Source organism: Ilumatobacter fluminis, from assembly GCF_004364865.1.
GTDB lineage: Bacteria > Actinomycetota > Acidimicrobiia > Acidimicrobiales > Ilumatobacteraceae > Ilumatobacter > Ilumatobacter fluminis.
Map to the genome: position 1 here is coordinate 4547499 of NZ_SOAU01000001.1, position 26689 is coordinate 4574187.

Below are 26689 nucleotides of genomic sequence, written 5' to 3' on the forward strand. Positions count from 1 at the left end.
GGACGACCTAGCCACGGAGGACACCCCGACACCATGCGACGCCTCAAGCTTTCTCAGAAGATGCTCGTCGCGGCACTGCCGTTGGTCATCGCCGTTGCCGCCCTGCTGGCGCTGACGGTCCGAAGCGACCTCGACGACATCAACAGTGCCGAGAACGGCGCCGACCTCGGCGCCATCTGGCAGCCACTCACCGCAGCGCTCACCGCGATCGAGAACGAAGCCGACCCGACGATGGCGAGCGACACCGCCGCCCGTCGTGCGACCGACGCCGCCATCAACGAGCTGCGTGACGAAGCGGCCCAGCTCGGCGCCGCCGAAGCAGCCGGTGACCACATCACCGCCAGTCGCTCCGCCCTGTCGGCCGCCCGGCGCAACCTCGACATGGTGACGATCGCCCCCGACCTCCAGGTGGAGATCGACCCGCTCGACGCCTACGCCCAGGCGAGCCGTGAGCTCGTCTCGGTCGGCCAGCTGCTCCCCTCCGAAGCCGGCGACCCGCAGCTCGGCCGTGAGCTGCTCGCCGTCGTGAAGCTCGCCGAGGCCAAGCTGGCTGCCGACATCATCCTCCACGACGTCGCCACCTGGCAGGCCGACCCGAGCGACCTCACCCCGCTCTCCAGCGCCCGCAACCAGTTCGCCGAACTCGAAGCCGTGCTCGGCGAGTTCGAGGCGATCGCCCCCGAAGACTGGCAGGCCACGTTCCGTGAGTCGGGCTTCACGCCGGCCATCGCCCGTGAACGCTCCAATCTCGACTCGGTGATCCGCTCGGCCCAGGCCGGCGAGAACCCCGACTACAACCCGACCGAGTTCGCACAGCTCGTCGAAGGTGGCGTCGCCTACCAGGTGCAGGTCGCCGACTCGATCGTCGAACGTGCCGACGCCGAAGCCGCCGCCACCCGCTCCGACACCCTCCGCCGCACCGGCATCGTCATCGCCGTCGGCGCCGTCGCCGTGTTCCTCGCCTGGCTGATCGCCCGCTCGATCACGAAGCGGATCAAGGCCGTCGCCAAGGGCGCCAACCAGGTGACCACCGAGCAGCTGCCCGCACTCGTCACCGCCATCAACGACCCGAAGGGCAAGGGCAAGCTGCCCGAGATCGACCCGATCCCCGTCAAGGGCAACGACGAACTCAACGAGCTCGCCGAGTCGTTCAACTCGCTGCAGGACACCCTCGTCGACGTCGCCCAGGAGCAGATGGAAGTGCTCCGCCGTGGCGTGTCCGACATCTTCGTCACCATGGCCCGCCGCAACCGGTCGCTGATCGACCGCCAGCTGGCCATGCTCGACGAGTTCGAAGCCGAGGTCGACGACCCCGAAGTGCTGGCGAACTACTACCAGCTCGACCACATGGCGACCCGCATGCGCCGCAACTCGGAGTCGCTGCTCGTTCTGGCCAACGCCGAACCGAAGCGTCGCCGGGTCAAGGCGACCGAGGTCGACGACGTCGTGCGTGCCGCGATCGGCGAGGTCGAGGACTACCGCCGCATCGAGATCGAAGCCCTCGAGTCGCTCCAGGTGCGCGGCAACGTCGTCGCCGACATCTCACACCTCCTCGCCGAGCTGCTCGACAACGCCACCTCGTTCAGCCCGCCCGACAGCTACGTGCGAGTCGGCGGCCGCCTCACCGAGAACGGCTACATGATCCGCATCCTCGACGGCGGCGTCGGCATCGGCTCCGACCGCCTCAAGCAGCTCAACGAACTGCTGCGTGACCCGCCGATCGTCGGTCTGTCGGTCGAGTCGACGCTCGGCATGTCGGTCGTGTCGCTGCTGGCGAACAAGCACAACATCGGCGTCACCCTCGCCCCGGGCAACCCGGGCCTGATCGTCGACGTGCTCATCCCGCCGGCCCTGTTCGGCCCGATCGACGCCGACCAGCCGATGCCCGCCGCTGCGACCGCTGCTGGTGACGTGCCGACGCTGAACGGTGTCGCCCCGACGCTCGACGCCGCTGCCGTGCCGACCCCCGACGCCGCCGAGATCGAGCGGATGGTCGCCTGGGACGACACCACCGGCGCCCCCGTCGACGAGTCGTTCGAACCGGCCGAGCCGCTCGAGCCCGTCACCCACGACGAGGCCCCGGTCGCCGAACCGATCAACGAGACGCCATCCGACATCTACGACCCCGACGACGAGCGCCCCGTGGCCGCCGCCGACTGGCGTGCGATGTCGCTCAACCTCGCCGCCTTCCAGAGCGGCATGGCCGCCGGCTCCAACAACGGCGACGAGCAGCAGAACACGGACGAAATCGCGGGAGACTCCGACCACGTCGCCGACGACGCCGTCGTGGCGGAGCCCCCCTCGACCCCGGCGGGAACCGGGTCGGGTGTCGAAGGAACCGACAACGGAGTCGACGTTTCCGACGATCTCCCGACCCGGGAAACCGAGACCGACGAGCAGGCGCCCGCGCCGATGCTCGGCGGCCTCGACATCGCCGACCTCGCGGCACAGGTGGGAGCCGACGAGTCGACCGAGGCACCGGCACCCCAGCTCGGTGGCCTCACGTTCGATGCGCCGACCCTGCCGCCCCCGACGGCGGCACCGACCGGAGAATTCGATGTCCCACCAGCCCCGCCCAACACCGCAATGAGCCCGTCGCAGCGGCCGGTCGCCCCGACCACCGCCCATGGGGCTCCCGAACCGGCTCCCCGCGACCTCGCGCCGAGCCTCCCGACCCGGACCCCGGGTCAAGGCCCCGACGGTGGCCCCGACCGTCTCTCCGCCAGCCTCGACGCTGCGGCGAACAACCAGCCGTCCGCCTCGTCGAACGGCGCCCTGCCGACCCGCACCCGGGTCGGTGACCCCGTCGCCCCGGTCGAGGAACCCCTCGCCACGGCCGCCGGCGGCAACCCGGACGCACTCCGCGACCGGCTCCGTGCCTTCCAGACCGAATTCCGCTCGGCACTCGGCACCGACTCCATCACCGACGACCAGCCCGCTGGTCACGACCATCCTGATCTCGGAGGGGATCGCTGATGAATGCTGCAGACAACCTCAACTGGCTCGTCGGACGCTTCGTCCAGCAAGTCGCCGCCGTCCGACAGGCGGTCGTGGTGTCGTCCGACGGGCTCCCGCTGGCGGTGTCCGACGGCGTGGATCGAGAAGCCAGCGAACGACTGTCCGCCGTCGCCTCCGGGATGATCGGTCTGGCATACGGGTCGGCCGGACGCTTCGGCGCCGGCGCCGTCCAGAACGTCATCATCGAGATGGAGAACGGTTGGATGTTCGTGACGGGCATCCGTGACGGCTCACTCATGTGCGTCGTCACCACGAAGCACGCCGACATCGGCACGATCGGCTACGAGATGGCCGTCTTCGCCGAGCGCGCCGGTGAAGTGCTCACGCCCGAGGTCCGTGAAGAACTGAAGTGCCTCATGCTCTCTCGGGGGTGACCGACCATGACGAACGACAACACCCTCGACGTCGAGTTCGACGATGTCGAACACGACGAGGGTGACGAGACGGGTCGCCTGATCCGGCCGTACGCCATCACCGGCGGACGAACCGGCGCAGAGACCGACATCAGTCTCGAAGCCCAGATTCAAGCGAGTCATCGTGCCGACGAACTGGTCGGCGCGTATCGCTGGGAAGCCGCACGGCTCATCGAACTCGTCCAGGCGCCGACGGCCCTGATCGAGATCGCGGCCCGGCTCGAACTCCCGATCGGCGTGGCCCGCGTCCTCGTCGCCGACCTCGTCGACGACGGTGCCGTGGTCCTCCACGTCCCGCAACCGACTCAGAACTTCAGCAGTCTCTTGGAAAGGGTGCTCGACGGTGTCCGCAACCTCTAACCACCAGCCCCCGACCGGCAACAAGATCCCGGTCAAGATCGTCGTCGCCGGCGGCTTCGGCGTCGGCAAGTCGACCTTCGTCAACACGATCTCGGAGATCGAACCGTTGCGTTCGGAGGCGACGATGACGTCGGCTTCGGCCACGCACGACGACCTCTCCCAGATCTCGACGAAGCAGACCACCACGGTCGCCATGGACTTCGGCCGAGTGTCACTCACGCCGGAGATCGTGCTGTACCTGTTCGGTACGCCGGGTCAGGAACGATTCCACTTCATGTGGAACGAGCTGTCCCGTGGCGCGATCGGTGCGGTCGTGTTGGCCGACACCCGGCGACTCGGCGACTGCTTCCCGGCGATCGACTACTTCGAGGCACGCAGCGTGCCGTTCGTCGTGGCGGTGAACCCGTTCGACGGCCAGCGCAGCCACCCCATCGAAGCGGTCCGTGAAGCCGTCCAGGTCGACGAAGCCGTGCCGATGCTCTACTGCGACGCCCGCGAACGCCAAGACGCCAAACAAGGCCTCATCTCCCTCGTCGAGTTGGCGCTGAGGAGAGAACGAGCCAAAGCCCAAACCACCCACGCCTAACCCCGACCGGGTCAGGTGCCAGAGGTGACGACTCGCCAAGTTCCGGGTCAGGTGCCAGAGGTGACGACTCGCCAAGTTCCGGGTCAGGTGCCAAAGGTGACGCCTCGCCCCCAGGGCGAGGCGTTACCGGCGGTCACCTGACCCGGGATCGGTCAGTAACCAAACAGCGTTGTCACACCCCCGGCTCACACTGGGCCCATGGCACGCACCGGCAGATTCAGCCCGACCGGCTGGTTCCACATCATGAACCGCGGCGTCGCGTCACAACCCGTCGTTCGCGACGACGCCGACCGACGCAAACTCCTGGCCACACTCGAGATGGCGCTGGCGCAGACCGAGGCCTCCGTTCACGCCTACTGCGTGATGACGAACCACTACCACTTCATCGTCGAAGCGAGCGCCGACCAGCTCGGTCGCCTGATGAAGGGCTTCGCTCAGCGATACAGCCAGGCGTTCAACAAGCGGCACGGGCGCATCGGACCGGTCTTCGCCGGGCGATACCACGACGTCCCGATCGCCGGCGACGTGCAGCTGATCGCGACGATTCGCTACGTCGCACTGAATCCTGTCGCGATCGACCGATACGACATCGACCGCTACGGCTGGTCGAGCCATGGAGCGATCGTCACCGGCCACCAGCCGCCGTGGCTGACCAGCGACGTGGTCGACTTGTTCGGCGGCAGCGACGGATACCGGCGGTTCATCGACGACGGTCGGAGTGACGCCGAGCAGATCGTCGAGATGGCGCGACTCGCCATCGACGAGGTACGCGGGATGCGATCATCGCGTGATCGAGACGTACGCGACATCGTGCTGCTGCTCGCCGACCGTGCCGAGGCGACGTTGTCGCAGACCTTGATCCGCGAGCTCGGGTTCGCGTCTGCCGAGAACGAGCGAACGGCGCGACATCGCGCCCGGCGTCGGACGGACGAGTTGGGCCCGGTGGTCGATCGTCTCCGAGCCGTGCTCGAGTACTCGACCGAGGTTGCCGGTCCGGGGTCAGGTGATCGCCGGTAACGCCTCGCCCAGAGGGCGAGTCGTCACCTCTGACACCTGACCCCCATGCGAGTCGTCACCTCTGACACCTGACCCCCATGCGAGGCGTCACCTCTGACACCTGACCCCCATGCGAGTCGTCACCTCTGACACCTGACCCCTGGGCGCGAGAAGGCCCCGGGCGTTGCCCGGGGCCTTCGTGGCAGTTCGACAGCGAGGGGTCAGCCGGAGTAGCTGCCGCCTTGGCCTTCGAGGTCGACGAGGTCGCCGATGCCCGCGAAGGTCAGGCTGCCGTCGACGACCTGGACTTCCTGGACCTGGGCGGCTTCCTGGATGTAGGCGTCGTTGACACCGTCGGTGCGCTGGGTACCGCCGAGCACGAGGTCATCGGTCTCGTCGAGGTTCCACACCGCCGCCATCAGGTTGACGCGGTTCAGACCACCCGGCATCGCCGCGGCGGAACGCAGCACGTCCTCCACGATGTGGCCGTAGAGGACACCCGTCGAGTACGAACCGTCGGCGCAGCTGACGTCGCCGTAGTCGGCCAGGATCTGCTCCACTTCCTGGATCGCCGGGTCGTCGGCGAACTGCGGGTCGCCACACACCTTGTTGAGGTTCGTCATGCGCACGCCCGAGCCCTCGTCCGCCAGCAGACCGGCAGCGTCCTGCACCGGCGTGAAGAAGCTCGAGAGGTTGTTGCAGGTGTACGACATGTAGTACTGCGGACGCCAGTCCGACGCCGCCACGGCACCCACGGTCTGCGGGCAGTAGGCAGCGGTCGTGCCGGCGAAGAACACTTGAGCTTCCGACGCCATCAGCGTCGTCATCTCGTTCTGCACCGAGTCGGCGGCCGGGTCGTGGGTCTGCTCCTCGACCACGTCGAGCGAGGCGCAGGCCTCACTGTTGTCGACGGTCGCCTTGTAGGTGTTGCCGAAGTCGTTGTTCATGTACAACGCAGCGACGGTCGCTCCCTCGCCCAGTTCGCTGACGACGGTCTGGCACCAGATCTCGGTCTCGGTCGAGTAGTCGAGGATGTTGCCGATCGTCCACGGGAAGTTGGCGGGGTCGCCCCACAGCGGGAAACCCGAGCTGTTGAACAGCTGCGGCACGCAGTTGTCGTCGGTGATGGGACGGATCGCCAAGTTCACCGGCGTACCGATCGAGTGCACGAACGCGAACACGTCCTCGGTGTCCATCATCTCTTCGACGTTGGCGACCGCACGGCCGGCCTCGTAGGCGTCGTCCTTCAGGACGAGGGTCGCCTCCTGGCCGTTGATCGGGTCGGTGTCGTTCAGGTAGTCGAGGTACATCTGGATGCCCTCGCCGATCTGGCCGAACGCGGCGAGCGGGCCCGACTGCGGCAACGTCATGCCGAGACGGATCTCGTCACCGTCGACGCCCTGCGTGGCGCTCCAGTCGTCGGGGCACTCCGACAGGTTCAGGGTCGTGCCGGCAGCGACCTCGACCTCGCCCTCGAGGGGCAGGGCCTCGCCGTCGGCAGCGGGCTCGTCACCCGTGTCGTCGTCACCGGCCGGTTCGTCGGCGGTGTCGTCGCCCGCAGGCTCGTCGGCGGTGTCGTCACCGTCGTCGGCAGCGGGTTCGTCGGCTTCTTCCGACGAGGTGTCGTCACTGGTGTCGTCATCGTCGCCACCGCACGCGGCAGCGAGGAGCGAGAGTGACAGAACGGCCGCGGAGACGCGGACCAAACGCTTACTCATATCCATCCTTCGGGGGTAGTTGGGGGTAACAACAGCGGCCACGAAGTCGGGGGGAGCGACCGCGGCGGGTGCCACTCGACCCCCGCCAGGGCGCATGTTGACACCACCACCGACCGAACGACGAATCGGAGCAAGACACGTTCATGTCGGGTCGGGTGTCGTACGGAACGGCGAGGCGAGCCCCACCGGGTCGGGTGTCGTACGGAACGACGAGGCGCAGCCGAGGCGTTTCGGGAGATCACCCGACCCGACGATCGGGTTCGCACCGTCGCCACCGGAGTCGGGTGATCTCCGGAAACGTCGACTCCGTCGCCGTTCCCTGCGACACCCGACCCGGTTCCTTTCCGTCGCCGTTCCCTGCGACACCCGACCCCGGGGTGGGGCGCGACGAGGCCCGGGGTGCGGCTTGCACCCCGGGCCTCTCCGGAACTCAGGTCAGTTCGTGTCAGCCTTCGTAGCTGCCACCCTGACCTTCGAGGTCGACGAAGTCACCGGCGTTCACGAAGGTGAGTCCACCGTCCTGAACCTGGACCTCCTGGATCTGCGCAGCCTCGGTCCAGTAGGCGTCGTTGACGCCGTCGGTCTGGAGGGTGCCGCCCAGCAGCAGGTCGTTGGTGAAGTCGCCGTTCCACACAGCAGCCATCAGGTTGACCCGGTTCAGGCCACCCGGCATGGACGCTGCCGAACGCAACACGTCCTCCACGAACTGGCCGTAGAGCACGCCCGTCGAGTACGAACCGTCCGCACAGCTCACCCCGCCGTAGTCGGCGAGGATCTGCTCCGTCTCCTGGATCGCGGGATCGTCGGCGTACGCCGGGTCACCACAGACCTTGTTGGAGTTGGTCATGCGCACGCCGGCACCTTCGTCGGCCAGCAGGCCGGCAGCATCCTGCACGGGAGCGAAGAAGCTCGACAGGTTGTTGCAGGTGTACGACATGAAGTAGCGCGGACGCCAGTCCGAAGCAGCCACGGCACCGACGGTCTGCGGGCAGAACGCCGCCGTCGTACCGGCCAGGAACACCTGTGCATCGGACGAGATGAGCGTCGTCATCTCGTTCTGCACCGAGTCGGCGGCCGGGTCGTGCAAGGCCTCTTCGACGACGTCGAGCGAGGCGCAGGCCTCACTGTTGTCCATCGTGTTCTTGTACGTCGTGCCGAAGTCGTTGTTCATGTACAACGCCGCGACGGTCGCACCCTCGCCGAACTCGTCGATGATGGCGCCACACCAGATCTCGGTCTCGGTGACGTAGTTGAGGATGTTGCCGATCGTCCACGGGTAGTTCGCCGGGTCGCCCCACAGGGGGAAGCCCGTCGAGTTGAACAGCTGCGGCACGCAGTTCTCGTCGGTGATCGGACGGATCGCGAAGTTGACCGGCGTACCGATCGAGTGCACGAACGCGAAGATGTCTTCGGTGTCGATCATCTCTTCGACGTTGGCCACGGCACGGCCGGCTTCGTAGCCGTCGTCCTTGGTGACCAGAACGATTTCCTTGCCCTCGATCGGGTCGGTCTCGTTCACGTAGTCGAAGTACATCTGCATGCCCTCGCCGATGGCGCCGAACGCAGCGAGCGCACCCGACTGCGGCAGCGTCTGACCGACGCGGATCTCGTCACCCTCGACGCCCTGGAGCGGGTTCCAGTCGTCGGGACACTCGGGCAGGTTGAGCACGGTGCCCGCAGCGACTTCGACTTCGCCCTCGAGCGGCAGCTCTTCCATGTCGGACATGTCGTCGTCGCCTTCGTCCATGTCGGAGTCGTCACCCTCGTCCATGTCGGAATCGTCGCCTTCGTCCATGTCGGAGTCGTCGCCTTCGTCCATGTCGGAATCGTCGGCGGGCTCCTCGGCAGGCTCCTCGCTGTCGTCAGCAGGCTCCTCCGCGGGCTCCTCAGCGGGTTCTTCGGTCGAGTCGTCCCCGCTGTCTTCGTCGTCGTCCCCACCGCACGCAGCGGCGACGAGCGAGAGCGACAGCACGGCAGCGGCAAACCGCATCCCCTTGCGCTTGCTCATGTATTTCCCCCTTGGGTTGTGGTTGTTGGTTGCGACCGCCGGAGCGGTCGCTGGTTGTGAAGACCGGTGGCCCCATTGCCCACCGGCCGTGTTCACATCTGTCGGGTCGAGGTGCCCCCGCACCCCGACCGTCGATCATTCGTCGGTCGAGCCTCCATCCGACGGGCCGGAGTGCACCAGCTCGTCGTCGCTCTCGGACGACAACATAGCCTCGCCGGCGGTCGTGGCACCGGCGGTCGCCGCAGCGAACGCGGCAGGCACCGAGCCGTCGGGTGGGCGAGGCACGACCTGCACGAACCGGGCCCGCAGCTTGCGGAAGCCGGCGACGATGCCGCCCGGCAGGACGAAGGTCAGGATGATCAGCATCAGGCCGAGCAGGAAGCCGCCGGTCGGGCCCTGCAGCCAGCGTTGCGGCACGAACGCCGCCGATTCGGTGGAGGCCGCCCAGTCGGGGATCAGCACCACCACCAGACCGCCGACCACGGCACCTGACAAGGTGCCGACACCGCCGACCACCAGGCCGACGATGAGGTTGATCGCGAGCAGCTGCGTGAAGTCGTCCGGCGAGGCGATGCCGACCTCCATCACGTAGAGCGTGCCGGCCACACCACCGAGCGCCGACGACACACCGAAGGCGAGCGTCTTCGTCATGGCGAGATCGACACCCGACACGGCAGCACCGGTCTCGTTGTCGCGGATGGCACGCATCGCACGACCGGGCCGGCTCTTCACCAGGTTGTTCACGAGCCAGAAGCAGATCGCGGCGACGATCGAGAAGATCAGGAACTTCCACATGCGGTCGGCCTCACGGCTCGACAGGTCGCCCTCACCGAAGTACTGGCCGAAGAACGGGATCTGCTGCAGTGCGCCGGCGATGCCGTCGAAGATGCTGGCCGCCCAGTCGGGAGCCTCCAGCTTCGACTCGGCGGTCGACTTGCCGCCCGAACCACCCGTCTTGTCGGACAGGGAGTCGAGCTTCACGATCGACGGGAACACCGCAGCCATGCCCAACGTGACGAGGGCCAGGTACAGGCCCTTGATTCTCAAGGCGGGCAGACCCAGGATCATGCCGATCAGGAAGCACGCCGGGATCACCACCACCAGGGTCAGCAGATACGGCCACTGATGATCGGCCACCAGCCAGGCGGTCAGGTAGGCGCCGGAACCGACGAAGAAGCTCTGACCGAGTGCGACCTGGCCGGTGAAACCGACCACGCACTGCAGACCGAGGATCGCCACGGCGAACGCCACCGCCTTGCTGAGGCGGATCATCGAGATGTTGTACTTGTTGCCACCGATCTCGATGAACCCGGTGTCGACGTAGGCGAACGCCACCAGGATCACGAGCAGGATGAACAGGCCCCAGGTGCCGTACTTCCAGATCTTGTGCTGGGAGGTGCCGGCGAGGATGTACTTGGTCGCCATTGGTCAGACCCTTTCCACCGACGCCGTACCGAAGAGGCCGGCTGGCTTGAACAAGAGGATGATCAGCAGCACCACCACGGCGGCGGCGAGGCTCATCTCGGTCGGGATGAAATCGAGGTACTGCACGAGCAGCGACTGCACGAACCCGATTGCCAGGCCGCCGACGAGGGCGCCCCAGATGCTGTCGAGACCACCGAGGGCGGCCGCCGACGAGGCGAAGATCAGCACACGAAGCATGACCGACGGTTCGAGTGACAGCAGCGGGTTCGACACGTAGACGCAGGCGCCGAGCGTGCCGACGGCGGCGGCGAGCGCCCAACCGAACTGCAGCGTGGAGCCGACCTTGATGCCGACCAACTCACTCGACTCGAGGTTCGACGACACCGAACGGAAGGCGAGGCCGACCTTCGACTTGTTGAGCAGCACCGTCAGCAAGAAGATGACGAGCACCGTCAGGCCGATCGTGAACACGGCGTACCACGACAGGCCGCGGCTGCCGATGTTCAGGGCGTTCCCCGACGGGAACAGCTCCGGATACTGGCGTGGGTCGAAGCGCCAGATGATGCCGGCCAACGCGTTGATCAGCAGGAACAAGCCGAGCGTGATAATGACGAGCGGCAGGTGATCCTTCGGGTCGAACGGGCGGATGAGGGTCCGCTCGACACCGGCGGCGAGCACCGCCGTGATCAGCATCGCCAGTACCACCGCACCCCACATCGGGACGCCCCAATACCAGAGCTGCAGCGAGATGAAGGCGCCGAGCATGGCCAACTCGCCCTGGGCGAAGTTGATCAGCGTCGTCGCTTTGAAGATGAGCACCAGTGCGACGGCGATGAGCGCATAGGCGGAGCCGTTGGCCAAGCCGTCGAACAGGCGTTGCAGGAACAAATCCATGTGGTCAGACCCCCAGGTACGCGCGCCGGATGGCGTCGTCGTGCATCAAATCGTCGGCCGATCCCTGGATCGCGATCTGGCCGGCTTCGAGGACGTAGCCGCGATGGGCGATGCCCAACGCGAGCTGTGCGTTCTGCTCGACGACGAGCAGCGTGGTGCCGGTGTCGCGGTTCAGCTCACCGAAGCGCTGGAACAGGTCTTGCACCAGGAACGGTGCCAGACCGAGCGACGGCTCGTCGAGCAACACCATGCGAGGGCGGCTCATGAGCGCCCGGGCGACGGCGAGCATCTGCTGCTCACCACCCGACAGCGAACCGGCCGTCTGGTTCCGCCGGTTCTTGAGCACCGGGTAGACCTCGTACCACTTCTCGATGTCGGCGTCGATCTCGTTGTCGTTGCGGATGTACGCACCGACGTGGAGGTTGTCTTCGACCGAGAGCTCGGGGAACGTGCCACGACCCTGCGGGATGTGGGCGATGCCCTTGCGCACGATGTTGGGCGGCGGCTGGCCGACCAGCTCTTCGCCTTCGAACTTGACCGAACCGGCGGTGTCGATCATGCCGGAGAGGGCTCGCAGGGTGGTCGTCTTGCCGGCGCCGTTGGCACCGAGGATGACGACGACCTCGCCCTCGTTGACGTGGAAATCGATGCCCCGCAGAACCGAGACCGGGCCGTAGCCGGCCGTCAGGTTGGAGACGTCGAGCATTCGTTCGCTCATGCGGGAGCTCCCAGGTAGGCCTCGATCACGTCGGGGTTCTGCTGCACTTCCTTCGGCAGGCCTTCGGCGATCTTCTGACCGAAGTTCAACACGACGAGCTTCTCGGAGATGCTCATCACCATGCCCATGTGGTGCTCGACGAGGAGGATCGTCAGGTCGAACTCGCTGCGGATCCGGCTGATGAGGTCGGACAGCTCACCGACCTCGGAATGGGTCAGGCCGGTCGCCGGCTCGTCGAGCATGAGCAGCTTCGGGTGGCCGATCAGGCAGCGGGCCAACTCGATGCGCTTCATCGTGCCGTACGGCAGGCCGGCGCACGCCTGGAAGGCGACGTCGTGCAGGCCGAGCTGACCGAGGATGTCCCACGCCTCGAGCTTGAGCCGACGCTCCTCCTTGCCGAGACCGATGCGCGGCATGGCGGTGAAGAAGTTCTGCTTGCTCTTGGTGTGGGCGCCGACCATGACGTTCTCGATCACGCTCATCCGCGGCCACAGCGCCAGGTTCTGGAACGTGCGGAACGCGCCCTCACGGGAGATCTTGTGCGGCGGGATCGCCAGCAGGTCCTTGCCGTCGAACGTGACCGACCCCTCGGTCGGGTCGTAGATGCGACTGATGACGTTGAACAGCGTGGTCTTGCCGGCGCCGTTCGGGCCGATCAGGCCGACGATCTGGCCCTTGTCGATCGTGAACGACAACGACGAGAGGGCTTGTAGGCCGCCGAATCTGACGGTGATGCCCTCGACTTCGAGCATTGCCATGCTCTCGTCCTCCCCCATGTTGTTGTGTGACTGCCGGCGGGTCGACAGCCATCCCCTTACGAGTCGGACAACCTAAACAAACGAACGTCGGTCGGACCAACCGGAGCTGATCATACGTGGAAGGTGTGCCGCCGGTCACACCAGAGCTGAACTTCCCCGAACAGAAGGGGTCAGGCTGGGTTCCGAGGGTCGTTGCAACACCTTGATCTTTTGGAGGTGTTCATGCCGAGACAGCGTGTTGCTGATGAGGTTCGTTGTTGGGTGTGGTTGTTGGTGGCCGATGGTCACACACAAGCTGGGGTGGCTCGACGGTTCGGGTTGTCTTCGACAACGGTGCGTCGGATTGCTCATGATCCCGAGGTGGAGAAACAGGTTCGTGACACATCAGTGAGCCGGTTGACGTTGACCGACCGGGAAGAGATCTCTCGTGGGATCGTGGAAGGGGTTTCCAACGCTGAGATCGCGCGTCGGATTGATCGGCATCGTTCAACGGTGGGCCGTGAGATCAACAACAACGGTGGCCGCGACGAGTATCGGGCGGTTGCTGCGCATCTGGCCGCTCAGCAGCGTGCGAAGCGACCGAAGTTGTTCAAGTTCGAGCAGTTCCCGTTGCTGGCGATGGTGGTTGCGTGCTGGCTTGATCTCGAGCAGTGGTCGCCGGAACAGATCAGTGCCAGGCTGGTGCTCGAGTTTCCCGACGACGAGACGATGCGAGTGTCCCCCGAAACGATCTATCGAGCGTTGTATGTGCATGGTCGGGGCGGGCTCCGTAAAGAACTCGCTGCGTGTCTACGTACTCAACCTCAGCATCGCCGGGCCCGCCCGGTCACGGCTCGGAACCGGGACCAGTCCTCGATCCCGGACCTGGTGTCGATCGCGGAACGTCCCGACGACATCGAGGACCGTCTGGTGCCTGGCCATTGGGAAGGCGATCTGATCATGGGTCGCAACAACGGCTCCCAGGTCGGCACGCTCGTGGAGCGCACCACCGGACTCGTGATGCTGTCCAAACTTGGCACCAAACAAGCCGATCACGTCGCGGACGCGATCGCAGCACGTGTCCGAACCCTGCCGGCCGTGCTGCAGGGAACACTCACCTGGGATCGCGGCACCGAAATGGCTGCTCACCGCCGGTTCACGATGGCCACCGACATGAAGGTGTACTTCTGCGACCCGCACGCTCCCTGGCAACGAGGCAGCAACGAAAACATCAACGGGCTGCTACGCCAATACCTACCCAGAGACAGTGACCTGTCCCAGTTCAGCCAAGAACAACTCGACGCGATCGCTCACAAACTCAACAACCGGCCACGCAAACGCCACAGCTTCCTGACACCATTAGAAGTCTTCGACCAACTCGTGTTGCACTGACCACTGGAATCCAGCCAGGCACCTTCTGTTCTCTCAGTTCGTCGCGTCGCCCGGACTCCTGAGAACAGAAGGTGCCTGACCCCTTCTGTTCAGCCGGCGAGGGCGGCGGCTCGACCGGCGAGGGCGGGGACGCCCATGCGGTCGCAGAAGGCGGCGAAGTCGTCGGTCGGGCCCTGCCACTCCCATTCGTCGACGGTGCCGACCGGCACGTCGAGGTCGACGGTGGCGATGATGCGGAACAGCACCGCTAACTCCATGTTGTCCTGCAGTGTCTTGGACAACTTGGCGGCGCCCCGCAACCCCTCGACCTCCCACAGGCTCGCCTCGGTCGGGATGTTCTCGAGGTGGGTATAACGCGCGAGCACGGCGGCGGTGCTCTTGGCGCCCCAGCCCGGCAGGCCGGGGAAGCCGTCGGCGGTGTCGCCGACCAGCCCGAGGTAGTCGGGGATCGACTCGGGCTCGATGCCGAACTTCTCGCGCACCCCGTCCTCGTCGATGATCTCGCGCTTGCGCCGGTCGTACTGCACGACCCGGCGACCCTTCACGCACTGGCCGAGATCCTTGTCGGGCGTGACGATCAACACCTGCTCGACCCGTTCGTCGGCGTCGGCCACCGCGGCCGCCGCGCCGAGCGCGTCGTCGGCCTCCCACTGGACCATCGCCCACGTGGTGACGCCCATCGCCATCAGACCCTCTTCCATGAGGGGGATCTGCTCGAGCAGTTCGGGCAGCATGCCCTCGCTGGTCTTGTAGCCGTCCCACAGCTCGTTGCGGAACGACTCGATCACGTGGTCGCTCGCCACACCGACGTGGGTGGCGCCGTCCTCGATCAGCTGCAGCGTCGAGGTGAGCACCCCGATCGTCGCGTCGTACGGCCCCGAATCGGAGCCCGACTCACCGCGCCGGTTCTTCGACCCGAAGTGCTGCCGGAACAGCTCGTACGTCCCGTCGACCAGATGCACCTTCATGCCGGCCGACAGTACCCCCTCGCCGGTCGATGTCTCGGTTGATGTCAGACGAGAACCGACCACCCACGAAGTCGGCCCACGACGACCCGGTCGGTTCTGGTCTGACATCAACCGAACCGACACCGACCGACGGGAACGCGATCGGCTGCGGCGGTGTCGGACGGGGTACGAGACTGTGTTCGACGATGACCGCTGGAGGATGGACCGATGTCGATGACCCTGCGTTGGTCACGCGCGCCCTCGATCGAGACGATGCCGCCTTCGGTGAGCTCCTGCGGCGCCACCGCGGCGCCGCACTGCGGGTGGCTGCCGTGATCACCGGATCGACCGACGACGCACCCGACGTCGTCCAGGAGGCGTTCGTACGCGCCCACGGTCGACTCGGGACGTTCCGCGGCGAGAGCTCCGCACGGTCGTGGCTACTGCGCGTCGTCGCCAACGAGGCGAAGAACCATGTCCGCGGTCGAACCCGCCGGCGGCGACACGAGGACCGCCACTTCCGACTGGGCCTCCGATCGACCGACACCGCCGAACCGACCGACGTCGCAGCGGAGCGGCGCCTCGAACACGAGCGTGTCGCCGCCGCGCTCGGGCGCCTGGGCCGTCGTGACCGGGAGGTGCTGGGCTGCCGATTCCTCGCCGGTCTCACGGAAGCCGAGACCGCCGACGTGCTCGGTGTGCCGGTCGGAACCGTCAAATCGCGCACGTCGCGCGCCCTCGACCGGATGGCGCGCGAGCTCGAGGAGCAGGGGCGATGAACACCACCCACGACGACGTGGTGACGCGGCTCGAGGCGCTGGGCCGCAACCTCGACCTCGGCGGCGACGTCAGCGGCGACGACGGCGATGACCGTCTGATCGACGACGTGCTCGTGCGCATCAGAGACGACGCCACCCCGGACCGTCCGGCACGAACGGTCTGGTTGGCCGCCGCCGCCGTGATCGTGCTGGTGATCGGACTCGTCGTCACGCCGGCGAGTCGCGACGCGATGGCGCGGTGGTTCGGGCTCGATGGGGTCACCATCGAGGTCGACCCGACCGTGGAGCTCGAGCCGGTCACCGAGTCGTTCGATCTCCCCGGCCCGGGTGAGACCCGAGTCGTGACCGTCGACGGCCGTGAGGTGCTCGTCTCTGCGATCGACGGAGGGCTGTCCGAGATCGGCATCACCAAGACGGTGCAGTCGTCCGACCAGGTGAGCGACGTCGACGTCGGTGGCCGGCCCGGGCTGTGGATCGCCGGCGGATCCCATCAGGTCGCGTACGAGACACCCGAGGGCGAGTTCGAGGTCACCCGCGTCGCGGCGAACACGCTCCTGTGGCAGGACGGCACGGTGCTGTTCCGCGTCGAGGGCTTCACCGAGCTCGACGAAGCCCTCGCGTTCGCGAACGGAACCCGATCCGGCTGACCGGTGTCGGACGGGTCATGACGGCATTCAGCACCTCACGCCTCGTCCGAACCCTCGCCGCCGTGACGTTGACGGTTGTTGCGCTCGCCGGTGTGGGCGCACCGGCCGGAGCCGGCGGTTGGGCGATCGCATCGCTCGACGCCACCCCCGACGCCGAAGCCGGCACCACCGAAGACGTGTCGTTCACGATCCTGCAGCATGGCGTCCGGCCCGCCGATCTCGACGGCGACGTCGGCATCAGCCTCGTCGACGGGACGGGCGACCCGACGTTCTTCCCGGCAATCGGCACCGGCGAGACCGGCCACTACGTCGCGACCGTGACCTGGCCCGAGACCGCCGGCCGCTACGACTGGCGCATCCGGATGGGCTGGTTCGGCGACCACGAACTCGGTTCGGTGGAGGTGCAGGCGCCCGACGCCGGCTCGTTCCTCGCCTGGTCCGACCTGCGATGGGTCGCCCTCGGCGGTGCGTTGCTGCTGGCCGGTGTCGCGGTGGCCGACCTCGCCCTGGCCCGCCGCCGGCGCCTCGCTCCGGCATGAGTCGGTGGGGGCGCCTGTCCGCGTTCGGTTCCGTCGTGCTGGTCGCGCTCACCCTGACGTTCTGGAACAGCGACACCGACTCGTCGACCGAGGCAGCGGCGCTCGAGGGTGCCGGCCTGTTCGAGGCCAAGGGCTGCGCGAGCTGCCACGACGGACCGAGTTCGACCGCACGCCCCGGTGGGGCGCCGTCGCTCCGCCGCGCCGTGGACTGGGCGGGCGACCGACGCCCCGGCATGACGGCCGAGGAGTACATCGCCGAATCGATCGTCGCCCCGGCTGTCTTCGTCTCCCCCGCCTACGCCGGAGGCGTGCCCTGGATGCCCACCCTCACCGTCACCCAAGACGAGATCGACGCCCTCGTCACCTACCTCCTCGACCACGTCGGTTGATGTCAGACATCAACCGACCACCCACGAACCGACGCCCACGGTGAACCGGTCGGTTGATGTCTGACATCAACCGACCGCGGGTCAGGTGAGTTTGACGGCGGTGCCGTAGGCGAGGAGTTCGGCGGCGCCGCCGGCGACCTGGGAGGTGGTGAAGCGCACGTTGACGATCGCGTCGGCGCCGAGCACCTGCGCCGATTCGGTCATCCGCTGCTTCGCCTCCTCGCGGGCCTCGGTCAGCATCGCCGTGTAGCTCCGCAGCTCGCCGCCGACCAGGCTCTTCAAGCCCGCACCGATGTCCTTACCGACGTTCTTCGAGCGGATCGTGTTGCCCGACACGACGTCGAGGATCTCCCGGATGTCGCGTCCCGGAACGGTCTCGGTGGTGGTGATGATCATCCACCCACCGTAGGAGAGTCGAGGGCCGAAGTCAGACGAGTTGCGACACGGCGGCGTGATGGAGTTGCTCGGCGACGACGAGTTGCTCGTCGGCGCGATCGACCAGTCGTTCGAGCGCCGTCGGGTCGAGTTCGCCGACGAAAGCGGGGTCCTTGGCGAGCTGCAACAGCGTCGTCCAGAGCCCACGCTTCACGAAGATGCCGGCGGCCATGCCCTCCAGCTCCTCGACCGGCGACAGCGGACTCGGATCGAACAGGTGCCCGTTCAGCTTGAAGCGACCCGCCTGTTCACCGACGACCGCCAACGTCCGCTTCAACGCACTCTGCCAGCTGCCGTCGACGCCGAGTTCTTCGCGGATCCGTTCGAGCTCGTCGACGTCGGCTGCGATCTCGTCGGCGAGATCGTGCGCCGCCTCGAAGCCGGGACGTTCGCCGTACTGGTCGGCGATGCGACGGGCGAGTCGGGAACCGCCGGCCGCACCGGCACGATGATCGTCCAGATAGATGGCGAGGTAGTCGATCGTCTCCACGCCACACCGATATCCGTCGGAGCGGCCGCCCAAACCGGGCCCGGACGCGAACGTTCCCGCCGGGTGAGGCGATGACCAGGCGATCTGCGGCACACCGACGATGCCGATGAAGGCTGCTCCATTCCTGGCCTGACCTGGTTCACGGGCGCCAGTTGCACAGGACCCGGTCATCACCTCACCCGCCGGGAACGACGAGTGCCCCCGAGTGTACCGTCGGATGAGGTCAGACCCCATCTGACACACCGCCACGGCACTCGACGCACGACCAAGTCGGATGGGGTCTGACCTCATCCGACCATCCGTCACGTCCGTGGATCAACCGAGGAAGACGTCGTCGTAGGGGGTGGACGACAGGGGGACGGCGCCGGTGGCGGTGACGAGCACCTGTTCTTCGAGCTTCACCGCTTCGGGGCCGCCGGGTGGGGCGACGAGGCTCTCGACGCAGAGCACCATCCCCTCCTCGATCACGCCGTCGTAGCCGCCGCCCGGGAAGTGGTCCTGGTTGACGATCAGCGGGTACTCGTTGCACATCCCGACCCCGTGCGCGACACACGCGTTGGTACGGGAGTGCAACCCCTCCGGCGGCAGCCACGCCTTCTCCGACAGCTCCCGGAACGAGACACCCGGCCGGATCAGCTCGATGTTGTTGACCACCTGCTCGTACGCCGCCGTGTACAGCCGACGCTGCTCGTCCGACGGCGGGGCGTCGCCGGCGACCCAGGTGCGCGAGATGTCGATCGAGTAGCCGCCGATCCCGATCAGGTCGGTGTCGAACGCGACCAGGTCGCCCGGTTCGATGACCCGGTCCGAGCACTCCTGGTACCACGGGTTCGTGCGCGGTCCCGAGGTGAGGAGACGGGTCTCGAACCACTCGCCGCCCGCTGCGATGTTGGCGCGGTGCAGCACACCCCAGAGCTCCTGCTCGGTCATGCCCGGACGGAACGCCGTGCGCATCTGAGCGATCACTTCGTCGCACGCCGCCATCGCCACCCGCACTGCGTCGACCTCGGCCGAGGTCTTCACGGCCTTGGCTAAGTTGGCGACAGCCTGCCCGTCGACGACCTCGACGCCGTGGCGTTCCAGCGCCCGCAGCCCGTACGGGTCGAGCCGGTCGACCGCGAGCCGTCCTCCCGAACCGCCGGCGCCGAGCAGGTCGACGATCTCGTCGGCCCACCGGCGGGCGAACTCCTCGGTGCGGGGCCCGGTGACGAAGTGGTACCAGCTCGTCGCGTCACGCACCTCCGACACCGCCGGGTGGCCGTCGGACAGGTGCTCGCAGCCCTTGAAGTCGAACAGCACGACCGGCCCCTCGACCGGGACGAACACGTATCGGCACGGGTTGTGCAGCGAGTACACCTGCATGTTCGACGTGCCCGTCGCGTACCGGATGTTGATCGGGTCGACGAACACACCGGCGTCGCAGTCGGCGGCGACGAGTTGCTCACGCAGCCGGGCCAGGCGGCCGAGCTCGAGATCGTGGCGGTCGTGCCGGTCCTGGTCGGCTGTCGTTCCCGGGGCCATCAGAGCACCAGCCCGTCGGGTGCGGCAGTCGTGGCCCGACCCTCGGCGAGGAGATGCGCCTCGGTGACACGGCCGTAGACCGCACGGGTCCGGTCGACCGGGCCGATCACGCCGGGGCGGTCGGCGTAGCCGAGGCAGACGACGTGCCGCTCCTGCTCGCCGCGTACCGGCGTCACGCGGTGCAGCGAGTAACGGCCACGGAAGATCTGCAGATCGCCGGGCCGGAGCGCACGGGTGTGCACCAGCTCGTCGGCCTCGCCGCGCAGCACACGGCCGAGCCCGTCGATGTTCTCGTCCGACGGCTTGCGCAGGTCGGGACAGAACTCGAACAGGCCGCCATCGTCGGGCTGCTGCGTCATCAGCGAGACGACGAACTCGTTCGTGTCGTAGTGCCACGACAGCTCACCACCGTCGGGCACGACCGTGACGATCAGGCCGGCCAACGGGTCGGCGTACTCGTACACACGCTCGAGCCCGAGGCAGCCGGCGACGAACGCCTTGAACACCGGCGAGGCGTAGAGCCGAGCCACCACCGTGTCGGGAGCGATCTGGTCGCGGGTGACGTGGCCGAGGCAGCGGCGCACCTCGACCCGTCGAGGGTCGTCGGGAGCCATGTCGCCCTCCAGCTCGATGCGGGCGTAGACGCTCGACCACGCCTCTCGACGAACGGCCTTGCCGGCCAGCGACGCCACCTCGGCGTGCGCATCCGTGAGTGCATCGGCGTCGAGGAAGCCGGGCAGGCTGAGGCAGCCGTCGGCCTCGATCGACACCCGAGCATCGGCGACGACGGCGCACCACTCGGGGGAGCCGGGACGTTCGATCGGGTAGCGCTCGAGGTCGACGATCCCGTCGAGTCGGTCGGATTCGGGGTCGGCGAAGCGGGCGAGGGTGGACAAGGAAACCTCCTGGTCGAGCGGGTCGGTACGGGGACCGCTCCAGCAAGCCAGCGGATGCCATATGAAGCAACTGAGAATCCTGCGTGATTTCCATGAGCACTGCTCATGTTTGGCCAGACTGGCCGGGTGCACCCGAGGCTCGAGCTCCACCACTTCGCGACCGTGCAGGCGATCGTCGACGCCGGCTCGCTCACCGCCGCCGCCGACCACCTCTCGGTCAGCCAGTCGGCCGTGAGCCACCGCCTCGCCGAAGCGGAACGAAGGATCGGTCAACCACTCTTTGAACGACGCCCGGCACGCGGCCTCCAGCCCACGCCCGCCGGATTGCGGCTCTACCAGTCGGCCGCCCGAGCCCTCCCCGACCTGCTCCGCGCCGAGCGCGACGTCATCCGCGCCGCCGGCGCTGCCGCCGAGGTCGTCCGGATCGGCGTCGGCTCGTACGACTGCTACCACTGGCTGCCCGGCTACCACCGACGACTCGTCGAGACGCTGCCGGACGTGTTGCTCGAACTGGTCGTCGTCGGCGACGCGCCCGGTGCCCGACTCCTCGACGGCGACGTCGACGTCGTGCTCGCACCCGGCAGCCCGTCCGGGCCGGTTGTGACCCGGCCGCTGTTCACCGACGAGCTCGTGCTGCTCACCGCGCCCGACCACGCCCTGGCCGACCGGGGATGGGTCGAGCCGGAGGCGCTCGCCGACGAGACGTACCTCACGTACGGCCGGACACCGTCGCCGGGCTTCGAGTACGACCGGTTCGTGCGCCCGTCGGGCGTCGTGCCGAGTTCGGTGCTGGTGATCGAGGACACGGGCGCCATCGTCGAGATGGTGGCGGCCGGGCTCGGCGTGTCGATCCTCAGCCGGTGGGCGACGCGCCCGTCGATCGAGGAGGGCAAGGTCGCCGCCATCCCGTGCGGCCACCGCGGCCTCGAACTCGCGTGGAACGCGGTCCTGCGCGAGTCGACCCCCGACCACGCCCCCGAAGCCCGGGTCGCCACCGACCTCGCCACCTGGCTCGCCCACGACACCTGACGAAGAGCCGGGTCAGGTGCCAGAGGTGACGGCGAGGAACGAGCCGTTACCGGCGGTCACCTGACCCGGGGTGGGTGCGCGAACCAGGGAACGAGCCGCTTTGCCAGACCACAGGACCCCGGGTCAGGTGACCGCCGGTCACGGGTTCGGCTGCGCCTCACCCGTCACCTCTGGCACCTGACCCGCGGACCTGACCCGGTGACCCGGCCCGAGTGGGGTCGTCCGGCGATAGCCTCGCAGCGACAACTCGGGAGGAGTGCGAGAGCGGCCGAATCGGCACGCTTGGAAAGCGTGTGAAGGGCAACCTTCCGTGGGTTCGAATCCCACCTCCTCCGCTGGACAGCCCGTGAACGACCGATGAGCGCCTCACGACACCCCTCCCTCGGCGATCCGATGCCGACGCGCGAGCCCGTCGTCGTGCTCGGCGAGTTCGACGGGTTCCACCTCGGCCACCGCCACCTCCTCGAGGCAGCGGCACGCGTCGCCCGCCTCGCCGAACGCCCACTCGTCGCCGTCGTGTTCGACGTCGGCCGCGACCGGGTGCTGCACGACCAAGCCGAGCGCTCGCGTGCCCTGCTCCGATACGGCGTGTCCCAGATCCGGGTGCTCGCCGTGCCGCTCGACTCCGTCGACGCAACCGACGTCGCCGACTCGATCGTCGCCGGCCTCGACCCGGCGCTCGTCGTCATGGCCTGTGCGCCCGACGGCATCGCCGACGCGTACCCCGACGTCCGTGCCGAGTTCCGCACGCGCGGCGTCGACGTCGTGGAGGTCGACCGGGTCGTCGACCACGCCGGGCCGGTCACCGCCGAACGGGTCCGGACCGCGGTCGAGACCGGCGACATCGCTGCCGTGATCGAACTGACCGGCGAGCCGTACCCCATCACCGGCATCGTGCAGCGTGGTCAGCAGCTCGGCCGCACGATCGGGTTCCCGACCGCCAACCTCGAACCGCCCGCCGACCGGGTCATCCCGGCCAAGGGCGTGTACGCCGCGCACGTGCGGCACGACGGTGTCGACTATCTGGCGGCGGTGAACGTCGGGGTCCGTCCGACCGTCGACGCGTCCGACCGGCTCGTGATCGAAGCCCACCTGCTCGACGTCGACATCGATCTGTACGACCAGCGCATCGCCGTGTCGCTCACCCACCGGGTCCGCGACGAGCACCGGTTCGAGAGCCTCGACGCCCTCACCGAACAGCTCGCCCGCGACGTCGACACCGTCCGCCACCTCAACCCCTGACCGGGTCGGGTGTCGCAGGGAACGGCGACGAAGTCGACGTTTCCGAAGATCACCCGACCCGGTTACAACCGCAGGCTCTGATCGTCGGTCGGGTGATCTCCCGAAACGCCTCGGCTGCGCCTCGCCATTCCCTACGACACCCGACCCGACCGGACGGCCGTCACCCGTCGGAGTGATGAGGATCACGCATTCACAAAGGGACGCTGATCTACGCTCCAGTGCGTCCGACCAACCCTGCGGGAAAGGGAGCAACGATGCTCGACGACGACATGAAGAAGTACGCCGCTGAGGCGATCGGCACCATGGTGCTGATGCTGATCGGTCCAGGTACGGCGATCTTCGCGATCGAGGCGGTCGGCGCACCCGGCATCGCGCTGGCGTTCGGCTTCGCACTGACGATCATGGCGTACACGATCGGCAACATCTCGGGCTGTCACATCAACCCGGCGGTCACCCTGTCGTTCCTGCTCGCCAAGAAGATCGACAACAAGACGGCCGGCTTCTACATGGGCGCCCAGGTGGTCGGTGCGATCGTCGGCGGTCTCCTGCTCTACATCGCGACCGAAGGCGGCGACCTCGACGCCACCGGAGTGTTCGCCTCGAACGGTTGGGGCGACACACTCGGCACACCGTTCGGCCTCGGCTCGGTCATCGTGGTCGAGATCCTGTTCACGGCGATCCTCACCTTCGTCGTCCTCGGCACGACCGGTGAGGGTTACCCGGTGGGCTTCGGCGGCCTGGTCGCCGGTATCGCGCTGGCCGGTATCCACATGGCGACGATCCCGGTCGACAACACCTCGGTGAACCCGGCCCGTTCGATCGGCGCCGCTCTCTTCGCCGGCACCGATCACATCCAGCAGGTCTGGGCGTTCGTCGTCTTCCCGCTGATCGGCGGCGCCCTCGGCTGGGCCGCCCACGCCTTCCTCAACGGCAACAAGGTCCCGCCCCCCTCCTGAACCCCCCCCGGGTCGGGTGTCGCAGGGAACGGCGACGAAGTCGACGTTTCCGAAGATCACCCGACCCGGGTACAACCGCAGGCTCTGATCGTCGGGTCGGGTGATCTCCCGAAACGCCTCGGCTGCGGCTCACCGTTCCGTACGACACCCGACCCGGAGGGTTCGGGCAGACTGGGCGGCATGGAACCCGACGTGGCGATGCAGCTCGCGCTCGACGAGGCGCGGGCGGCCGCGGAGCACGGCGACGTGCCGGTCGGCGCGGTGGTGCTGCTGAACGGAGTCGTGATCGCCGCTCGCCACAACGAACGCGAACTCACCGGCGACCCCACCGCCCACGCCGAGATCCTCGCCATGCGCGACGCGGCGGCCCACATCGGTCACTGGCGGCTCCTCGACTGCACCCTCGTCGTCACCCTCGAACCGTGCACGATGTGCGCCGGGGCGATGGTCAACGCCCGCCTCGGACACCTCGTCTACGGGGCGACCGACCCGAAAGCCGGTGCGTCCGGCAGCGTGTTCGACATCACCAACACGACCGAGCTGAACCATCGCGTGCCGGTCGAATCGGGCATCCTCGCCGACGAATGCGGCCGGATCCTGAAGGAGTTCTTCGCCGCCCGGCGATGAACCGTCGTGCATGAACGAGCGGTGAACCTGCGAAACCTCCGGCCACTCCGTCACACCCCCAAGGCAGACTGGCCGACATGACCCTCCACGCAACACCGGATCTTGCGATCGACGCGCGTGGCCTCGTGAAGCAGTTCGGCGACACGAAGGCCCTCGACGGCGTCGACCTCCAGGTGCCGCGCGGCGCCATCTACGGCTTGCTCGGCCCCAACGGCGCCGGCAAGACCACGACCGTGCGCGTGCTCACCACCCTCCTCCGCCCCGATTCGGGTGTTGCGCTCGTCGACGGTGTCGATGCGGTGAACGACCCCAACGGGGTGCGACGTCGCATCGGCCTCACCGGCCAGTACGCGGCGGTCGAGGAGCGTCTCACCGCTCGCGAGAACATGTCGTACATCGGCCGCCTGTTCCACATGACGAAGGCCGAAGCCGCCGCCCGGGGCGATGAACTGCTCGAACGGTTCGACCTGAGCGACGCCGCCGACCGGGTCGTCAACGGCTTCTCCGGTGGCATGCGCCGCCGGCTCGACATCGCGATGAGCCTGATCGCCAAGCCCTCGGTGCTGTTCCTCGACGAGCCCACCACCGGCCTCGACCCGCGCAGCCGGCTCGCGATGTGGGAGCTGATCGAAGAGCTGGAGGCCGACGGCACCACCGTGCTGCTCACCACCCAGTACCTCGACGAGGCCGACCGCCTCGCCGAGCGGATCATCGTGATCGACCACGGCCAGGTCATCGCCAACGGCACCGCCGACGAGCTCAAGGACCGGATCGGCGGCGATCGTCTGCGGGTCAGCATCGCCAGGGTCGAGAACCGCGAGGCGGCGCTCAGCACGCTGCGGCCGCTGTGCACCGGCGAGGTCGAGGTGTCGGGCGAGGGCCGCACGTTCACCGCCCCCATCCACGCCGGCGACCGGGTCGTGCCCGGAGTGATCCGTGCGCTCGACGACGCCGGCGTCGACGTGCTCGACGTCGAGGTCCACCGACCCACGCTCGACGACGTGTTCCTCACCCTCACCGGGCGAACGACCAGCGACGAGAACGAGGAGGTGTCGGCATGAGCCGCGTCCGTTGGGCCGTCCACGATTCGTGGGTCGAAGCCGAGCGCCATCTGCGCATCATCCCCCGCAACATCGAGCTGCTGATCTTCGCCACGATCCAGCCGATCATGTTCATCGTCTTGTTCGTGTACGTGTTCGGCGGCGCGATCCAGGCACCGGGTTTCTCGAACTACGACCAGTTCCTGATCCCCGGCATCTTCGCCCAGTCGGTCGTGTTCGGCTCGGCCTTCACGGGTGTCGGCATCGCCGAAGACCTCTCGAAGGGGCTCGTCGACCGGCTGCGCTCGCTGCCGATGGCACGGTCGGCCGTGCTCGTCGGCCGCACGCTCAGCGACCTGGTGCGCAACCTGTTCACGTTCTTCGTGATGCTGCTGATCGCGTTCTGGCCGATCGGGTTCCGTTTCGAGGGCACGCTGGTCGAGGCGGCGCTCGCCACCCTGTTGCTGCTCCTGTTCAGCTACTCGCTGAGCTGGGTGCAGGCGCTGATGGGGTTGTCGGTCGGGTCGGTCGAGGCGGCGAACTCCGCCGGCTTCATCTGGATGTTCCCGCTGACGTTCGTGTCGTCGGCGTTCGTGCCGCCCGAGACGATGCCCGACTGGCTCGAGCCGATCGCGAACGCCAACCCGTTCACGATCGTGACCAACGCGGCCCGTGCGCTGTACAACGGCCTGCCGGTCGGCAACGACGCGATCTACTCGCTGCTGTGGTCGTTCGGCATCACCGCGGTCTTCGCCACCCTCGCCATCCGCAAGTTCAACACGAGCACCGTCGCCTGAGGGTCAGGTCACCGGGTCGGGTGCCAGAGGTGACGGGTGAGGCGCAGCCCTGAAGCGGGTCGGGTGTCGGAGGGAACGAGGAGGCGCAGC

27 protein-coding genes, 1 tRNA gene and 1 other RNA gene are annotated in these 26689 nt (G+C 67.6%); 17 read left to right on the forward strand and 12 right to left on the reverse strand.

Annotation, left to right across the window (positions count from 1 at the left end):
• The first annotated feature begins 33 nt into the window (after nucleotides 1–33).
• From BDK89_RS20460 to BDK89_RS20480, 5 genes are all read left to right on the forward strand, one after another.
• Nucleotides 34–2976, forward strand: a complete 2943-nt coding sequence (locus tag BDK89_RS20460; protein ID WP_166657739.1) for a HAMP domain-containing protein — start codon at nucleotides 34–36, stop codon at nucleotides 2974–2976.
• Nucleotides 2976–3392 carry a roadblock/LC7 domain-containing protein gene (locus BDK89_RS20465; RefSeq protein WP_133870728.1) on the forward strand — a complete coding sequence of 139 codons (417 nt, stop codon included), beginning with the start codon at nucleotides 2976–2978 and terminating at the stop codon, nucleotides 3390–3392. Before BDK89_RS20460 ends, BDK89_RS20465 begins: the two co-directional genes overlap by 1 nt.
• 6 nt (nucleotides 3393–3398) lie before the next feature.
• Complete coding sequence (locus BDK89_RS20470) at nucleotides 3399–3791, forward strand: DUF742 domain-containing protein (RefSeq protein WP_133870729.1); 393 nt, start codon at nucleotides 3399–3401, stop codon at nucleotides 3789–3791.
• Nucleotides 3775–4377, forward strand: coding sequence for a GTP-binding protein (locus BDK89_RS20475; RefSeq protein WP_208294148.1), 603 nt, complete (start codon nucleotides 3775–3777; stop codon nucleotides 4375–4377). Before BDK89_RS20470 ends, BDK89_RS20475 begins: the two co-directional genes overlap by 17 nt.
• A gap of 198 nt (nucleotides 4378–4575) precedes the next feature.
• Nucleotides 4576–5394 carry a transposase gene (locus BDK89_RS20480; RefSeq protein ID WP_133870730.1) on the forward strand — a complete coding sequence of 273 codons (819 nt, stop codon included), beginning with the start codon at nucleotides 4576–4578 and terminating at the stop codon, nucleotides 5392–5394.
• A gap of 200 nt (nucleotides 5395–5594) precedes the next feature.
• Here BDK89_RS20480 and BDK89_RS20485 read toward each other — a convergent pair whose 3' ends face one another.
• The 6 genes from BDK89_RS20485 to BDK89_RS20510 all read right to left on the reverse strand — a co-directional run bounded on the left by BDK89_RS20485 (nucleotide 5595) and on the right by BDK89_RS20510 (nucleotide 12894).
• Nucleotides 5595–7091, reverse strand: coding sequence for an ABC transporter substrate-binding protein (locus BDK89_RS20485; protein ID WP_133870731.1), 1497 nt, complete (start codon nucleotides 7089–7091; stop codon nucleotides 5595–5597).
• A gap of 445 nt (nucleotides 7092–7536) precedes the next feature.
• The gene (locus BDK89_RS20490) at nucleotides 7537–9099 is read right to left on the reverse strand and encodes an ABC transporter substrate-binding protein (RefSeq protein ID WP_133870732.1); all 1563 of its coding nucleotides are present in this window, start codon (nucleotides 9097–9099) and stop codon (nucleotides 7537–7539) included.
• A 135-nt stretch (nucleotides 9100–9234) separates the two neighbouring features.
• Entirely contained in the window at nucleotides 9235–10524 is a 1290-nt protein-coding gene (locus BDK89_RS20495; RefSeq protein WP_133870733.1) for a branched-chain amino acid ABC transporter permease, read from the reverse strand.
• Nucleotides 10525–10527: 3 nt separating this feature from the next.
• Nucleotides 10528–11418, reverse strand: coding sequence for a branched-chain amino acid ABC transporter permease (locus tag BDK89_RS20500; protein WP_133870734.1), 891 nt, complete (start codon nucleotides 11416–11418; stop codon nucleotides 10528–10530).
• A gap of 4 nt (nucleotides 11419–11422) precedes the next feature.
• Nucleotides 11423–12136 (reverse strand): ABC transporter ATP-binding protein, encoded by a 714-nt coding sequence (locus BDK89_RS20505; protein ID WP_208294149.1) that lies wholly within the window; start codon nucleotides 12134–12136, stop codon nucleotides 11423–11425.
• Nucleotides 12133–12894 carry an ABC transporter ATP-binding protein gene (locus BDK89_RS20510; protein WP_133870735.1) on the reverse strand — a complete coding sequence of 254 codons (762 nt, stop codon included), beginning with the start codon at nucleotides 12892–12894 and terminating at the stop codon, nucleotides 12133–12135. Before BDK89_RS20510 ends, BDK89_RS20505 begins: the two co-directional genes overlap by 4 nt.
• Nucleotides 12895–13116: 222 nt before the next feature.
• Between BDK89_RS20510 and BDK89_RS20515 the strand changes: the two genes are divergently transcribed.
• Nucleotides 13117–14265: an IS30 family transposase gene (locus tag BDK89_RS20515; RefSeq protein ID WP_133870736.1), complete on the forward strand. Its 1149-nt coding sequence runs from the start codon at nucleotides 13117–13119 to the stop codon at nucleotides 14263–14265.
• Nucleotides 14266–14354: 89 nt separating this feature from the next.
• Here BDK89_RS20515 and BDK89_RS20520 read toward each other — a convergent pair whose 3' ends face one another.
• The gene (locus BDK89_RS20520; protein WP_133870737.1) at nucleotides 14355–15233 is read right to left on the reverse strand and encodes a 5'-3' exonuclease; all 879 of its coding nucleotides are present in this window, start codon (nucleotides 15231–15233) and stop codon (nucleotides 14355–14357) included.
• A gap of 185 nt (nucleotides 15234–15418) precedes the next feature.
• Between BDK89_RS20520 and BDK89_RS20525 the strand changes: the two genes are divergently transcribed.
• From BDK89_RS20525 to BDK89_RS20540, 4 genes are read left to right on the forward strand one after another with little or no spacing between them, the layout of a single operon-like run.
• Nucleotides 15419–15991, forward strand: coding sequence for an RNA polymerase sigma factor (locus tag BDK89_RS20525; protein WP_166657740.1), 573 nt, complete (start codon nucleotides 15419–15421; stop codon nucleotides 15989–15991).
• On the forward strand, nucleotides 15988–16638 hold the full coding sequence (locus BDK89_RS20530) for a hypothetical protein (RefSeq protein ID WP_133870739.1): 651 nt from the start codon (nucleotides 15988–15990) through the stop codon (nucleotides 16636–16638). Before BDK89_RS20525 ends, BDK89_RS20530 begins: the two co-directional genes overlap by 4 nt.
• Nucleotides 16639–16655: 17 nt before the next feature.
• Nucleotides 16656–17177 carry a hypothetical protein gene (locus BDK89_RS20535; protein ID WP_133870740.1) on the forward strand — a complete coding sequence of 174 codons (522 nt, stop codon included), beginning with the start codon at nucleotides 16656–16658 and terminating at the stop codon, nucleotides 17175–17177.
• Nucleotides 17178–17212: 35 nt separating this feature from the next.
• Nucleotides 17213–17566 (forward strand): c-type cytochrome, encoded by a 354-nt coding sequence (locus BDK89_RS20540; protein WP_166657741.1) that lies wholly within the window; start codon nucleotides 17213–17215, stop codon nucleotides 17564–17566.
• Between the two features lie 81 nt (nucleotides 17567–17647).
• Here the strand turns inward: BDK89_RS20540 and BDK89_RS20545 are convergent, their stop codons facing one another.
• The 5 genes from BDK89_RS20545 to BDK89_RS20565 form a co-directional block, all read right to left on the reverse strand.
• The gene (locus BDK89_RS20545) at nucleotides 17648–17962 is read right to left on the reverse strand and encodes a YbjQ family protein (RefSeq protein ID WP_133870742.1); all 315 of its coding nucleotides are present in this window, start codon (nucleotides 17960–17962) and stop codon (nucleotides 17648–17650) included.
• Nucleotides 17963–17993: 31 nt separating this feature from the next.
• Nucleotides 17994–18491, reverse strand: a complete 498-nt coding sequence (locus BDK89_RS20550; protein WP_133870743.1) for a hypothetical protein — start codon at nucleotides 18489–18491, stop codon at nucleotides 17994–17996.
• 70 nt (nucleotides 18492–18561) lie between these two features.
• Nucleotides 18562–18660: signal recognition particle sRNA small type (gene ffs / locus BDK89_RS20555), an RNA gene on the reverse strand.
• A gap of 146 nt (nucleotides 18661–18806) precedes the next feature.
• Nucleotides 18807–20012, reverse strand: coding sequence for a M24 family metallopeptidase (locus tag BDK89_RS20560; RefSeq protein WP_133870744.1), 1206 nt, complete (start codon nucleotides 20010–20012; stop codon nucleotides 18807–18809).
• A complete protein-coding gene (locus BDK89_RS20565; protein WP_133870745.1) occupies nucleotides 20012–20908 on the reverse strand; it encodes a HalD/BesD family halogenase in 897 nt (298 codons plus the stop codon). Before BDK89_RS20565 ends, BDK89_RS20560 begins: the two co-directional genes overlap by 1 nt.
• Nucleotides 20909–21034: 126 nt before the next feature.
• Between BDK89_RS20565 and BDK89_RS20570 the strand changes: the two genes are divergently transcribed.
• The 7 genes from BDK89_RS20570 to BDK89_RS20600 all read left to right on the forward strand — a co-directional run bounded on the left by BDK89_RS20570 (nucleotide 21035) and on the right by BDK89_RS20600 (nucleotide 26599).
• Nucleotides 21035–21937, forward strand: a complete 903-nt coding sequence (locus BDK89_RS20570) for a LysR family transcriptional regulator (protein WP_166657742.1) — start codon at nucleotides 21035–21037, stop codon at nucleotides 21935–21937.
• Nucleotides 21938–22187: 250 nt separating this feature from the next.
• Nucleotides 22188–22272 (forward strand) — tRNA-Ser (locus BDK89_RS20575).
• Between the two features lie 22 nt (nucleotides 22273–22294).
• Nucleotides 22295–23179, forward strand: a complete 885-nt coding sequence (locus BDK89_RS20580; protein ID WP_133870747.1) for a riboflavin kinase — start codon at nucleotides 22295–22297, stop codon at nucleotides 23177–23179.
• A 254-nt stretch (nucleotides 23180–23433) separates the two neighbouring features.
• Nucleotides 23434–24135, forward strand: a complete 702-nt coding sequence (locus tag BDK89_RS20585) for an aquaporin (RefSeq protein ID WP_133870748.1) — start codon at nucleotides 23434–23436, stop codon at nucleotides 24133–24135.
• Nucleotides 24136–24315: 180 nt separating this feature from the next.
• On the forward strand, nucleotides 24316–24762 hold the full coding sequence (tadA, locus tag BDK89_RS20590) for a tRNA adenosine(34) deaminase TadA (protein WP_243839230.1): 447 nt from the start codon (nucleotides 24316–24318) through the stop codon (nucleotides 24760–24762).
• A 77-nt stretch (nucleotides 24763–24839) separates the two neighbouring features.
• The gene (locus tag BDK89_RS20595) at nucleotides 24840–25823 is read left to right on the forward strand and encodes an ATP-binding cassette domain-containing protein (protein ID WP_133870749.1); all 984 of its coding nucleotides are present in this window, start codon (nucleotides 24840–24842) and stop codon (nucleotides 25821–25823) included.
• On the forward strand, nucleotides 25820–26599 hold the full coding sequence (locus tag BDK89_RS20600) for an ABC transporter permease (RefSeq protein WP_133870750.1): 780 nt from the start codon (nucleotides 25820–25822) through the stop codon (nucleotides 26597–26599). The genes BDK89_RS20595 and BDK89_RS20600 overlap by 4 nt, the downstream gene beginning before the upstream one ends.
• Nucleotides 26600–26689: the final 90 nt, after the last annotated feature.